This is a genomic window from Microcoleus sp. AR_TQ3_B6 (genome assembly GCF_036702785.1).
Taxonomy (GTDB): domain Bacteria; phylum Cyanobacteriota; class Cyanobacteriia; order Cyanobacteriales; family Microcoleaceae; genus Microcoleus.
This window is the reverse complement of record NZ_JAUBVJ010000031.1, coordinates 47,966-62,169: the sequence shown is the minus strand read 5'-3', so window position 1 is coordinate 62,169 and position 14,204 is coordinate 47,966. Positions and strand designations below refer to the sequence as shown.

Below are 14,204 nucleotides of genomic sequence, written 5' to 3'. Positions count from 1 at the left end.
ATGCTTATTCGTTCTACTTGGACATTAACGCTATCGGAACCAGCAACTATACCACGAGCTTATGGATTGGAGTTGGTGAAAGACTTACACAGACAAATGAACTTGCCAATGGGAGAAACAGAAATTCCTAGCATCACTTACTCAGGAGTTTTAGGTTTTTGTTCGGGTTCCAAAGAGTTTGTGAATTTTAATCCAGAACAGTTTTACAAATTATCCTTATGTGGATTACAAGAACGAGCAGCCAAAGCAATTTCTAACCTCGATCTATCTGCCTCTATCCAAATCTTTGGCGCTAAGTTTAATGTAGTTAGCCGCGATGATGAAATTAGCAGTTATGAAAGTCTCTATCAAGATTTAGTGGCGATGGAACCAGAACCTATCGCTCGATTTAAGCTAAAATTTATCACTCCAACTGCTTTTGCTCAAAACCGCACTCATTTACCACTCCCGATACCGCTGTTAATGTTTCGCAGTTGGTTAGAAAGGTGGAATTATTTTGCTCCTGTTTATTTGGGTGGTGATGAATTATTGGCATACTTGAGCGACGCAGTTGCACTCAAGTCTCATAAAATCCAAACTCGCTTATTCAGTCTTCCGCATGGATATGTCAACGGATTTACAGGTTATGGTACACTACAAGTCTTAAGATACGCCGATCCTTTACTTGCAAATGTGGCAAACCTACTGGTTCGCTACGCTCATTTTGCAGGAACGGGGATGAAAACTCGGTTAGGCATGGGTCAAACAGCGATCGTTTAGTTGTCACTCTATCAAAAATTGGAGGTTTCTATGGGAGTTTATCACTTAATGGGTTTAGGTCTTTCTCCAGGAGCAATCACCGGACCGATTTCTTACCTAGCAGAAATGTATAAAAATTGGGACAAAGAAGGACAATATTTTTTTAGTCGATCTGGAGAAGAAGATCAGAGAAAAGAGGGAGACAAAGTTGGGGATATTCAAGCCATCGTGCTTTTTGCGACAAAGGAAGTGATTGATGGACAAGATAAAAAGTTTTATGCAGATAAGTATGTTAAAAATCGTCCCAATCAAATAGATACTAGAGAAGAGAAGTCTAAACCCATGAAGGAAGTTTTAGAATCTCTGTTAAAAGAAGAGTGGTCAAATATTAGTGGTGGAAGAGATAAAGGTTGCATTTTTTGGTGTGAAGTCGATCGCCGTGACATCGAAAAAACATTTAAACGAGTTGCTCAAGTAGTTGCATCTCTTGCCAAAGGAACAGGCGAACAGGGAAAAGAAATCTGGCTGAATCTGACGGGTGGTAATAACGTCATTAACTTCGCTTTGGAATTAGCAGCAAACTTATCAGGTGAAGTGGCTCGTCTTTATTACGTTCAAGCCGCTAACGAAAACGCTGAAAAATGTGTGCGCTACACTAACAAAGAAAGTTATTGGGTTGAGTTGCCTGTCATGTCTTTAGTTATACCTTTAGCTATAAGCGATCTCAATCATGAAATATTAAATATTTTGAATATACAAAAGGCTATTCAGGACAAACAATTATACAGCCGATTAAAAAGTCAGCATAAGCATCTGGTTCAAGATTTTAACTCACCTGAAGATTTCAAAGATAAATGTCTACGGTCTATGAAAAAAATAGGATTCATATCAGTTGAGAAAGATACAGGTATTTGCAGAGTTGGTTCTCAATGGAAATTAATCCAGCAGTATGAACAGATTATGAAGGAAGTTATAGATAAGGCAGAGCGAAAAAAGCTAACTATTGAAAAGCTTGCGGAACAGGAAGACTGGATTACGATGCAGGAAATTCAATTGAAATAGTTGGCTAATGAGAAAATATAATGGCCGATCGCCCTTCGCACTCCCCCATCCCCTGAAGCCCGTGAAGCGTAGCTATCCCCTAGGGAATCGGCCTTTTATCCAAAATCACAATAAGTAGACAGACAACAAAATCTGTCCGCCTACTTAATGACTAACTACCCATCACTCCCACTCGATCGTACCCGGCGGCTTAGAAGTAATATCGTAAACCACCCGGTTCACCCCCTTAACCTCATTCACAATCCGATTCGAGATCAGTTCCAACAACTCGTAAGGAACCCGCGCCCAATCAGCCGTCATCCCATCTTCACTCTTAATAAACCGCAGAACGATCGGGTAAGCATAAGTGCGCTGATCGCCCATCACCCCTACACTGCGAATCGGTAGCAAAACTGCAAAAGCTTGCCAAAGTTCGCTGTACAATCCGTGGCGGTTAATTTCTTGGCGAACAATGAAATCAGCATCCCGCAAAATATTTAGTCTGTCTGCGGTAACTTCTCCTATAATCCGAATCGCCAATCCCGGGCCCGGGAAAGGCTGTCGGTTCACAATTTCTTCCGGTAGCCCGATCGACCTGCCGACTTTTCGCACCTCATCCTTAAACAGTTTTCGCAGCGGTTCAATCAGCTTAAATCGCAAATCTTTCGGCAAACCCCCCACGTTGTGGTGGCTTTTAATTTTAACAGCAACTCGCTCGCCGCTTTTCGGGTCTACATTAGTGTCAGCCGACTCAATCACATCCGGATAAAGAGTACCTTGTGCCAGGTAGTCAAAGGGACCCAGACGCTTCGATTCTTCTTCAAATACATTGATAAATTCGTGACCGATCCGCTTGCGTTTTACTTCCGGATCGGTAATCCCTTCAAGTTGAGCTAAAAAGCGTTCGCGAGCATTAACATACTCAACGTCAATGTGGAATTGCTCTTTAAATAATTTTACCAACCGTTCTGGTTCATACTTCCGCATAAACCCTTGGTCGATAAACATACAGGTAAGTTGATCCCCGATCGCCTTGTGCAGCAAGAAAGCCAAAGTAGAAGAATCTACACCGCCCGATAGAGCCAGCAAAACTCGTTTCTCTCCCACTTGCTCTCTAATTTCCCGAATCGATTGCTCCACAAAAGTAGCAGTCGTCCAAGTCGGTTCGCACTCGCAAATGTGGTAAACAAAATTGCGAATTAAAGCTATTCCCCCGATCGAGTGAACTACTTCTGGGTGAAACTGAACCCCGTACAAATTTTTCTCGTGGTTAGCAACAGCAGCAGACGGAGTATTGTCCGTGTGAGCCAGGATCTCAAAACCCGGCGGCAGTTGAGTACAGGAGTCTCCGTGGCTCATCCACATCGTGCTCCCCTCTTCGACATTTGTCAGCAAATCCGTAGGATCGTCAATAAATAGCGATGCCTTGCCGTATTCCGCTAATTTAGCTCGCTCAACCTTACCTCCGAGTTGCTTTACCATCAACTGCATCCCGTAACACACTCCCAACACCGGTATTCCCAAATTCCAAATTTCCGGGTCGCATTGGGGTGCTTTTTCATCGTATACAGAACTCGGGCCTCCTGAAAGAATAATTCCTTTAGGATTGATAGCTCTTAACTGTTCTGCCGTAGTGCGGTAAGAAATAACTTCTGAATATACTTGAGTTTCGCGTATGCGGCGAGCAATCAGTTCGGAATATTGCGAACCGAAGTCGAGAATCACGATCATCTGGCGATCTATCTGCCCCATAAAAGTGTTTGTGAGGACTGATTCAGTTTTTATTTGAGTAGTCACGGTTATTGCGTAATTGCTAATTGCTAATTGGGTCGAACGTAGCGGAGATATCTGTCGCGGTCTCAGTACAAGACTGAGGAAGGCAAATAATTATTAGTCGCTAGGAATAAATCTTATTTATACTAGATTGCTGGCAGCGATGTTAGCCGATTAATCGGGCACAGGGCAAGCATAGATTTACTTCGAGCCTTACCCTAATTAATTGAACTCTTGCGTCAGAAATTGCGTCCCAAAGCAACCTAGTATAATTAAGGTCTAGGGACTAAGAATTATTATTTGTTAAACATTATCCCTGATTGATGTTTTAAACAGAATTCAGGGATATTCACACTAGATTAACAAATTTGGGTCAGAAATGTATCTCCTATATCACTTTTAACAATAATTTTGCGATCGCGCCCGAACATCACCGAGCCCACGGGGATGCGCAAGTTAGTGTGAGTAAAAATGCAATCCGATGAGCGCAAGTCTATTTGTCGGGCGATGTCGCCGTAAATTCGATCGACCCAATTGCTCCCAGTTTGGGCATCCAAAGCCCGCAGTTGCCCGAGAGCGTCTTCCGCTGTCGCGGCGGCAAAAATTGCGGAACACGCATCCGCAGGCATTCGGGCCTTAGCACAGTAAGCTGTGAGAATTTCCCTGCGCCCGTCGGCCAGGTGGTGGTGAGTGTGAAAAATTCCCGCCGCCAATTTCATCAGTTTCCCGTGATAGCCAAACAGCAAAATTGACTGCACGCCCTGACATCCTGCTTCTACCAGCAGCGGGCCGAGCCAGTTAGCGGTTTTCACCAGCCTAGAGGGATTAATCCCCAGTTGTCGCGCCAAATCCAGGCCGTTTTCGCCGATGCAGAAAACCAAACAGTCAAACAGTTGGGCCTTTTGTTGCAGTTGTTCGCGGTAAACTTCCAACTGTCCCGGCGTGCTCAGGGGTTGAGAAATCCCACTTGTACCCAGCAGCGAAAGTCCTTCTACCACGCCGAAAGCTTCGTTAGAAGTGCGGGTGGCTAGTTGCCGCCCTGACGGCAGAATCACGGTGACAGTAATTTTTTCGGACGGTGCGAGTTCTCGGCTCAGATTCGATCGCAGCAGTCGCATTGCGTAATCATAGATCGCCGCTCCTCCACCGACTGTGTGACGCCCTATACCTTCACCGCCGAGAATCACAATCTGCTCGGACTCTCCCCCATTCTCGGACTCTCTGCCGCTTTCGGCATCGCACCCTCTCCCCAATTCCACCATTGCCCAAACAGGTGTATTGCGAGTCAGATCGAGGTTCTCCCCCGGATCTGAGCGAGTCACGCCCAAAGCCGTACCAGTCTTGAGTACAGACGCCTGCTCGATCGGAATTTCTGCAGTTATTTGCGGTTCCAGTAAATTTACTGATACGCTCTCTAGAGACTGAATACCATCACGCAAGCACCGCAAAGCTGCAAGTGCCGCCGCACAGGCAAATACTGGCAATGTATACCCGGTTGACATACTCACCGCCCTAAAAGTGCGGTGATTCTTGACGCTTCTTTGGGGTCTGCTACTGAAGTAGTCTTACGTCCCCTCTGCGTCCGTTTAGAGTCGTGGCAATGCCCTATCCCGACTTTATTTATATTTTTGGCTGCGTTCTCATCTCTATCGTGAGTTGTACCGCAGCTTAAACAGGTAATAGTTCTGACTTTGAGGTCTAATTTACCCCATCGATAGTCACATTTAGAACAGACTTGGCTTGTAGGTTCCCACCGGCTAATTACCCTAAACTCCCGAATAAACTTGTCGGATTTAGCTTCACAGAGCTCCCGAAATTCTCTCCATCCTTGAGAGCTAATCGCTCTAGCTAAGCGCCGATTCTTAACCAGGCCCGACACATTGAGGTCTTCCAAAACACTCACTTGGTTTTCGTTGACTATTTTGGTTGATAGTTTGTGCAAAAAGTCTTTGCGGCTGTCAGTCACTTGATTGTGCAACTTGGCAATTTGAATGCGGGTCTTATGACGGCGTTTTGAGTCTTTTTGTTGCCGAGCAAATCTGCGCTGCAACTTCCCGATCTTGCGCTCCGATTTTGAGTAGTCTGGACTTTTAACTTGCGTTCCGTCGCTGAGAGTAGCGAAGGTTTTTAAACCCAAATCAATGCCAATTGAAGGATTAATATGCTCTAAATCTTGAGGTCTTACATCTACTACAAAACTTAGAAAATACCGATTTGCACAGTCCTTAATTACTGTTACCGAACTAGGTTTGGAGGGCAATTTCCTAGACATAATAGGACTGACCAGCCCTATTTTTGCCAAGTTTACTTGAGTTCCTTTAAGAGAAAATCCCGACTTAGCAAACTCCGCTGATTGATTGTTGGTCTTCTTCTTAAACTTAAGCGCTGCAACTTTACCCCCTTTTCTCTTGCCATTAGGGGAATCAAAAAAGTTCTTGTAAGCCGTGGCTAGATGCATCAAAGACTGCTGCAAAGGAACAGACGAAACCTCGTTGAACCCAACTCTTGATTCGGTCTTTTTGGTACTGGTTAATAGTGCAGATAGTTGGTTGTATTTTTGTAGTTGATCGGCAGATTTGCACAAAGCTAACGCATCATTCCAGACCACTCTCACACAACCAAACAATTGAGTTAAGCTCAATCGCTGTTGGTCTGTGGGGTAGAACCTGTATTGATATCTTGCTTTCATCGTCCAATCTGTCAGCGTCGTTTTCATTGTACAATATATTACACTGAGAAAGCAACAAATATCTGGGAAAAATACAATACTAAAAGCCGGCCACGCTCAGAAGGGGTTTTAGACCCAATTTTCTGATAAAGGTTGAGTTGTGGTCACGCTCAAATGCAGAAAGAAGTAAATTTGCTGCCGATCGACATCACGCCTTAGCACTGATACCCCTCAAACATTGAAGTTTAATTCTAGGGTTTGCCATTATCATCAGTTGGCGTAAATTTTGTCAAGTCATAATTTTGTCCTGCCAGTTGCCGATCGCAGCTACACTTTTGTTGAGGTCCGTTAGCGGAGCCCTCGTAGAGGATCGCCAACAACCCACTCCGAAGGCTTACGGACCGGTGCGGGCGATTTCCATAAAAAACCCGGAATCTCGATCGCCAGCGCTGGGACTGTTTGAGGCCGAACTCGAGCAGTTTTTGGCAGGCGAAATGCTGCGATCGCTTCCTTGTTAAGCCCTAAAACCTACTTTTTGACAATTGGCAAATTTATAAGGAATACCCTGAAAACCCCGTGACTTCAGTCCGGAAATGAAAGGGCGTTGCAGGATAAATCCTGCTTGCTCTATTTACCCCAGTCCTGAATCTAAAATCTCATCTTTTCAATTCAAAAAACTTTCGTGAAAAGTTTTGGACACGACGGGACAGTATGGTAAACTGAAACGGTCACGGTTAAACTCCCTTGCCATCGTGAAACGGGACATGAGACACACTTTTAGGCATAAACTGGGGGACAAAGTGCGACGAAAACACTATAAACAGTCGAAACCGAAAATGTAGGTTTCAATCCAGCAAACACAAACTTTTTTACGCTCGAATTGTTAAGTAGGGTAGGGCATACCCGAACAAAGCGGGAAATATCAAGCGTACGCTTTTGGAGATAGATCCGCGCTTGATGTTTCTGAGTTAGGCTCGTCAATTGGTGGTATCCCCAGGGTTGAAAGGTTTAAGAATTGCCGCTCTTGACAGAACATTTTAAGGTCAGTCGCTGAATTAAGAATCCCCTCGGCTTCAGCCAGGGGAGTGTCAAATCTCCCAAGCGGTTGATGTCCCAGCCATCGCTTGCCACCTATATTTATTACAATTACCCGGAAGTGCCAGTCTAGCTTTCAAGCTCACACCTTGAAGGCGGGGCTGGTTTTATCTTAACAGGCTAGCTCAGCAATTACTCGCAGAAAAATTAAATTTTATTGACACCTGCGCGTGAAAAATAATTTAATGGCCAGCCAGCCTCAAACCCTTGCCTGAGCTTGATTTGGCAATTATTTCATCTACGATCTCAAATATAAAATCCTATAACTATGGTTGAACCAGTTGCACAGTTAAATGAACCTCTATCTGTTCAGACTCCAGAAATACTAGACAAGAAAATTTCTCAGCTCGTTCTATCTCCAAAAACAGATCTCAAAATTTCTAAACAAGACGTTCGATCGACCCTAAAAGCCTCGACTTTAGACGGCATTTTTGCCATTATCTTCGAGTCGGCGACCGCCGGCGTGCTGCTGAGCAACTTCTTGCTGCAACTCGGCGCCAGCAGCGTGGAAATAGGTATATTCTCGGCTATTCCGATGCTGGTAAATCTCCTGCAACCATTAGGGGCATACATCGCAGACCGCACAACCAGCCGCTACTGGTACAACCAAGGGATATTCGGCGTGTCCCGGCTGCTGTGGCTGGTGTTCGCGGTGGCAATTGTTTGGGGTTCCCAGCACGCAGACCCCCACCAACTGCTGCAATGGACGCTGGTAACAGTCGTAGCAGCTAGCGGGCTGGGAGCTTTTGGCAGTTCTAACTGGTTCAGTTGGATGGCAGCCGTGGTTCCTCACCGCTTGCGGGGACGCTATTTTGGCTTTCGCAACAGTGCTACGAGCTTAATTACTTTGCTGGGAGTGCCGTTGATGGGATGGTCCGTGTCAACTTGGGGGGCCGATCCAATTTTCGGCTACGGTATTGTTTTATTGGTGGGTGTTTTGGCTGGAATGATTAGTTTGGGGTGCCAATACTTCATGGTGGATGTGAATCCGCAGCTATACAAAAAAGATGCAGAGAACGATCGACTTTCAGACAAAAAAGAAAAGCAAATAACAGATTTTGTGCCTTCGGCGCTGAAAGATTCTAATTTCTTAATGTTTATTCTTTACTTGAGCCTGTGGACATTTGCAGTTAATCTCAGCGCGCCTTTTTTTAATATCTACCTGCTGAAAAATTTAAGCTTGGATGTGAGTTTGGTAACGATTTACAGCAGCTTGAGTTCCGGGGCAAATCTACTGCTGCTGATGTTTTGGGGCAAATTGGCCGATCGCTGGGGAAATCGCCCCCTGCTAATTGCTGTTGGGCTGGTGGTGGCCGTAACGCCCTTGCTGTGGTTGGGTACGGGCAATTACCCGTTTGCGGTGTGGGTGTGGCTGCCGCTGCTGCACTTGCTGGCGGGAACGACTTTAGGGGCGATCGGGCTGTGTACTAACAATATTCAAATGGAGATAGCTTCGATCGAGCAACCCTCGACTTATTTTGCGATCGCCGCTGCTGTTTCGGGAGTAGCTGGGGCTTTGGGAACTACCGCCGGCGGCTTTCTTGCCGAACTTCCCGGCATGAGTTTGGGAGCACTGTTTGCCCTCTCGGCTGTTGTGCGCCTCTTCGGCTTGCTGCCTTTGATTTTGGTGCGAGAACCCCGCAGCTTCTCGCTGCGATCGATCGTCCCCACTTTTGGACGCTTCAAATTTAACCGGGGCTAGGAAATTTTCGCACAAATTTACCGATCGAGAAACCAGAAAATCCCACACATGGTTAAAAAATTCAAGAACATAGCAGAAAAGCTTAAAGTGACTTAAACAAATTTTAACCGCACCCATAACCCAAACCTGCTATAGCAATCCTAAATGATTATACTCGTTACCAGGAAGAGCCTGGTAACGCAGATCCGGAGGAAGAGCCTCCATAGTCTGGGCCGAGGCAGAGCAAGAGTGACATCGGTTAAGAGGCAGAGCCTGGAAGTTATTGAAACTGATGCGAGGATTGCTATATGGGTGCGGCCAATACGTCACTATTATCTGGCAGCCAACTGACAAATCGATAAGATCTAGCTGTTTTAAAAGCTGACAAGGCATAGCGTAAATGTGTTTAAAGATTTGTTAGCAAGGGCGTCGGATCGATACTCCAGTTAGGAAAATCGAGCATTTTCCCCGAACCAAACCTAGGATTTCACGCTCTAATTTAAAAAATTTAAGAAATATAAATAAAATTAACATTTTAATACAGCCAACTAGACTAGATGGTGTTTAGGGACTAATATCCTGAGAACCGAAATAACTCAAGATTGCCCAACCAGAGAACAATTTCGAGCAAGAAATTAGGAGGGATCGCCTGCTGAGGCGGCCCAAAAAGGGGAATTGGCAATTCTCAAGTAACCGATTAGCAATTACAGCTCGCTATCAAATCTCAGAGAAAAGAGAGAATGTAAAAATGAAACGTCTGATCGTTTGCTGTGATGGAACTTGGAACAGACTAGATACTCAGTGCCCAACTAATGTGGTTAGGCTTGCCCAGGCCGTGAAACGGACAGCCAGTGACGGGGTTCCGCAGATCGTGTTTTATGACGAGGGAATAGGAGTAGACAGTAACAAGATTGTGGGCGGAGTCACTGGGCTGGGAATCGATAAAAATATCCAAGATGCCTATCGCTTTCTTTCTTTCAACTACGATCGCGGTGACGAAATCTATCTATTCGGGTTCAGTCGCGGTGCTTACACAGTCAGGAGTCTAGCGGGGATGATCTATTGCTCCGGTCTCCTATCCCGCACTCATGTTACCAAGGCATCACAAGCTTACGAGCTTTACCGTAAGCGAGAGGTTTCGCCAAAGCATCCGGAAGCAAAGAGTTTCCGCGAAAATTACGGCAAAGATAAGGGCGATCGCGTCCCGATTACCTTGCTTGGTTGTTTCGACACCGTTGGAGCCCTCGGTATTCCTCTTGTACCCGCCTTGAAGAAGTTTGAGCCACAGATCAAAGCAAGGTACAAATTCCACGACACCACTTTAAATAAGGATATTGAGAATGCGTTGCACGCCGTTGCGATCGACGAAGTTCGGGCAATCTTTGATGTTACCCTGATGAAGAAAAATCCTGATGCCCCGAAGCAGAAGCTTCGTCAAGTTTGGTTTCCAGGCGAGCATGGCTGCATCGGCGGTGGTACGCCAGCATACCGCGGGTTATCAGATACTGTCTTGAAGTGGATGGTGGATCAAATCAGTGACCTTGAATTGAAGCTGGAATTCGAGCCAGATGCCATTAAGGATATCCAGCCTGATTATAAGGTTCCATTTCAAAACAAACCTGGGTTCTTCAAATTGGCAGGGATCAAGTTGCGCGAGGTGGTTGCCGAGACCATTGACGATCTTCATGAAAGCGCGATCAAGCGTTTTGAAAGCCCAGACATACCGTACCGCCCCAAGAATCTAGAACCGCTTTTCTCTAAAAACTTAAAACCAATTGAAAAGGATAAACAACACTAGATCGAACTCCCGGAATTGAGGCTTGGCAATTAATCAAATCTACCACCACCCAAAGGAAAAACAATTATGCCTTCAAAAAGAGACACATCAAGAGACGGGCAGAAAAACAAAATCGAGACTTTGCTTTTAACTAACTTCAAGCCGCTTTGGAGCTTCATTCAAAGCAACGAGGGGCTTAGCAAAAAAGTCAACAAAACTCTGATTAACAATGCCATCTTAAAAATTCCAACTCGCCCCTATCCGTTTAGTACCATGTCTCCCTACACCTCTTGGGAGTCATTAAAAGATCGCACTTATTCGGGACTTCATCTACCGCCTACTGATTGGAAGCCATTAGTACCGGAGAAAAACTACATAGGGGTTAATTTAAGCCCCACAGAGAATTTTGAAAAAAATCTCCCGCCTCTTAAGGATTTGGAGGTCTTGTACCGCAAAAAAGGAGGGAAGACGAAATATTCGCCCAAATCCTCTCTGATGTTCCCCTATTTCGTGCAATGGTTTACCGACAGTTTCCTGCGAACCGATCGACTGGATCAGCGCAGAAATAGTTCCAACCACGAAATCGATCTGTGTAACGTCTATGGGTTGAACGCAAATATTACTCGCCTGCTGAGGTCTTATCAAGGAGGCAAGCTAAAAAGCCAAATTCTCAATGGCGAAGAATATCCTCCTTTTTACTATGATGAGAACGGACAGCCTAAAGAAGAATTCAAAGGGATTCCCCATCAAATAGTCGGTGAATACGACGAAAAAAAATCCGATAAAATACCCCCGGAAAAGAGACAAAAATTATTTGTAATGGGGATAGAGTTAGAGCGAGTCAATGTGCAAGTTGGCTATGTAATGCTCAACGTTCTTGGCTTAAGAGAACACAATCGCGTGTGCGACCTCTTAGCAAAGAATTATCCAACTTGGGATGATGAACGCCTTTTCCAAACCGCCAGAAATATCGTAATGGCGGAGTTTCTGAAAATTGTGCTTGAGGATTATATCAATCACATTACTCCCTATCACTTCCAATTCTTCGTCGATCCCCCAGCGTTTATTGATGAAAAATGGTATCGCACCAATTGGATGTCGGTAGAATTTACTTTAGTTTATCGTTGGCATAGTATGCTGCCCGATAAGCTAATCTATGACGGGAAGGAAATGCCTATGCCCGAGTCGATGTGGAACAATGATATGATCATTAACAAGGGTTTGGGAGCTATGTTTGAAGAAAGTTGTTCCCAACCAGCAGCGCAATTGGGTTTATTCAATACGCCTGAGTTCCTAATTCCAACCGAGACCGCCAGTATTCGTGCAGGTCGTGCAGCCAAATTAAGAACCTACAACGATTACCGCGAACTGTGTAAGTATCCACGGGTGACCGATTTCAATCAAATTACTGGCGATGAAGATGTCCAAAAAGAATTGAAACGATTGTACGGTCACGTAGACAACATTGAGTTGTATGTTGGACTCTACGCAGAAGATTTGCGGCAAAATTCAGCCTTACCTCCTTTAGTCGGACGACTGATAGGAATTGATGCCTTTTCTGAAGCTTTCACCAATCCTCTCTTAGCCGAAAATATCTTCAATCCCGAAACTTTTTCACCTGTAGGTTGGGAAGAGATTATGAATACCAAGACCCTCTCGCAGGTGCTGAACCGTAATGTTCCTGGCGGTAAAGAGTACAAAGTTTCTTTTTATAATGAGGATTGGAAACCATCTTAATTAGCTGACAGAACACGAGGAAAGTGGGGTTACAAGTTGTAAAGTGTACACCTTTCTTCCCAATGTATAACTCGTGTTCAATAAGAGCCGACAGTCGCAGTGGTGAGTTGTTCGCGGTTTAGAGGATGACGCAATTAACCGCGAACAACTTACACCTGAGTTCCCTAGACCTTACGTGAAAAATCAGGTAAAATAGAAGGGAAAAATGCCAACCATTCTCGCCACAATCAGCTTTTCAAAGGTTATTTATGAGCAAGAAGTTATTTACCGAATATCCCGAACAGGACGAACGCAAATACTACGATCTTTTGGTTGAACAGGCCAAGCTTCGGATGGATAATCTTTACGGAGATAAGGAGCGGGCGCTGCGAGATACTCACGCCAAAACTCATGCGTGTGTTAAAGGAACTCTGGAAATTTTTGACTTTGATGAGGAAGCGATTAAAGGGGAATTGGGCAAACGCGCTTCGTTAAGTTCTTCGCAACTCAATGCTATTTCCCTTAAGCAAGGTTTGTTAGCAAAACCCAAAGAATATCCTGTTTGGTTGCGATTTGCTAACGGGGCTACCAAAGTATACCCTGATTACCAAAAAGATTCGCGCTCAATGTCAGTGAAAGTGATGGGGGTGGAAGGGGAACGACTCGCGCAAAGCCACGAGTCAAAAACCCAGGATATCATTGTTCACAATTCAGAGCTATTTGTGAGCCAAACCATCAAAGATTACTACGGCTTTTTTTCTGCTTTGGTTGAATCACCAGAGACATTGAAAAAGTGGTTAATACGACATCCCAGACACTTTATAGCGGTCTCGACGCTTACGGGTAGCCGAACTCCGAAGAGTTTGCTAACAACCAAATATTGGAGCGGTTCACCCTCTGCTTTGGGTCTCAATCCCGATTTCGATCCCTCCCAGCCTGGTCTAGTTCCTGTCGAATATCCTGCTGTAATTAAGTATGGGTTTACTCCGGTTTCATCCCAACCACCGCACGAGATAATTCCAGAAGAATCTCGTGCGGGAATTCCTAAAATTCCCTTTGTCGATCGCGCTAAAGCCTTGGGTTTAGATCCCAATAAACCAGACAATTATTACCGGGACGATCTAATTCAAGCTTTGGCAAAACCTAATGCCGAATACTGGTGGGATTTTGGTATTCAGTTCCAAACCAGCCTAAAAATGCCGATCGACGATGGCATCAATGTCTGGAAGGAAAAGGAATCACCGTTCTTGAGAGTAGGTCGTCTCACCGTCAAGCATCAGATTATTGATTATGAAAAACAATCTGATTTCAACGAAAACCTGAGATATTCTCCCTGGAACGGTTTGGCAGTTCATCGTCCAGTAGGTGCGATCAATCGGATACGCGGTGTTGTTTACCCGGTTGTAGCGGAGTATCGCCTTAAAAAGCGAGGTCTTGTCCACCACGAACCAACAGGACAAGAAACTTTTTAAGGGAATAATTTTGGCTAGCGAGGTCTTGTCGACCACGAACCAACAGGACAAGAAACTTTTTAAGGGAATAATTTTGGCTGATGACATGATTTAATGCCATCAGCCAGGTCTCGTTTGAGCAAATGGCAAGTCAAGGAAGTTAACAGTAAACCAACATTCTGCCGATGGGTGGAATAAATTAGACAGTATTAGTAGGGTGCGTTACGCTTCAATACTGTTTGGATAAGCACCAAAAAAGAAACC

At 44.9% G+C, this 14,204-nt stretch carries 10 protein-coding genes; 7 read left to right on the top strand and 3 right to left on the bottom strand.

Annotated features, from left to right (window positions below; translation table 11 throughout):
* Together cas6 and QUB56_RS16770 are read left to right on the top strand one after the other, a co-directional pair.
* Positions 1-759: a CRISPR system precrRNA processing endoribonuclease RAMP protein Cas6 gene (gene cas6, locus QUB56_RS16775; RefSeq protein WP_332956601.1), complete on the top strand. Its 759-nt coding sequence runs from the start codon at positions 1-3 to the stop codon at positions 757-759.
* Between the two features lie 30 nt (positions 760-789).
* Positions 790-1,800 carry a DUF6293 family protein gene (locus tag QUB56_RS16770; RefSeq protein ID WP_332956599.1) on the top strand — a complete coding sequence of 337 codons (1,011 nt, stop codon included), beginning with the start codon at positions 790-792 and terminating at the stop codon, positions 1,798-1,800.
* Between the two features lie 162 nt (positions 1,801-1,962).
* On the opposite strand, the gene guaA is transcribed toward QUB56_RS16770, so the two are convergent.
* From guaA to QUB56_RS16755, 3 genes are all read right to left on the bottom strand, one after another.
* Entirely contained in the window at positions 1,963-3,531 is a 1,569-nt protein-coding gene (gene guaA / locus QUB56_RS16765) for a glutamine-hydrolyzing GMP synthase (RefSeq protein WP_332956621.1), read from the bottom strand.
* Between the two features lie 380 nt (positions 3,532-3,911).
* A complete protein-coding gene (cbiD, locus tag QUB56_RS16760; protein ID WP_332956597.1) occupies positions 3,912-5,054 on the bottom strand; it encodes a cobalt-precorrin-5B (C(1))-methyltransferase CbiD in 1,143 nt (380 codons plus the stop codon).
* Between the two features lie 2 nt (positions 5,055-5,056).
* Positions 5,057-6,268 (bottom strand): transposase, encoded by a 1,212-nt coding sequence (locus QUB56_RS16755; RefSeq protein WP_332956596.1) that lies wholly within the window; start codon positions 6,266-6,268, stop codon positions 5,057-5,059.
* A 254-nt stretch (positions 6,269-6,522) separates the two neighbouring features.
* Here QUB56_RS16755 and QUB56_RS16750 point away from each other — a divergent pair, with 254 nt between their 5' ends.
* The 5 genes from QUB56_RS16750 to QUB56_RS16730 all read left to right on the top strand — a co-directional run bounded on the left by QUB56_RS16750 (position 6,523) and on the right by QUB56_RS16730 (position 13,961).
* Positions 6,523-6,738 carry a hypothetical protein gene (locus tag QUB56_RS16750; protein ID WP_332956595.1) on the top strand — a complete coding sequence of 72 codons (216 nt, stop codon included), beginning with the start codon at positions 6,523-6,525 and terminating at the stop codon, positions 6,736-6,738.
* Positions 6,739-7,583: 845 nt separating this feature from the next.
* Positions 7,584-9,017, top strand: coding sequence for an MFS transporter (locus tag QUB56_RS16745; protein ID WP_332956594.1), 1,434 nt, complete (start codon positions 7,584-7,586; stop codon positions 9,015-9,017).
* A 727-nt stretch (positions 9,018-9,744) separates the two neighbouring features.
* A complete protein-coding gene (locus QUB56_RS16740) occupies positions 9,745-10,794 on the top strand; it encodes a DUF2235 domain-containing protein (RefSeq protein WP_332956593.1) in 1,050 nt (349 codons plus the stop codon).
* Between the two features lie 66 nt (positions 10,795-10,860).
* Complete coding sequence (locus tag QUB56_RS16735; RefSeq protein ID WP_332956591.1) at positions 10,861-12,510, top strand: peroxidase family protein; 1,650 nt, start codon at positions 10,861-10,863, stop codon at positions 12,508-12,510.
* A gap of 248 nt (positions 12,511-12,758) precedes the next feature.
* Complete coding sequence (locus QUB56_RS16730; protein ID WP_332956590.1) at positions 12,759-13,961, top strand: catalase; 1,203 nt, start codon at positions 12,759-12,761, stop codon at positions 13,959-13,961.
* Positions 13,962-14,204 lie beyond the last annotated feature (243 nt).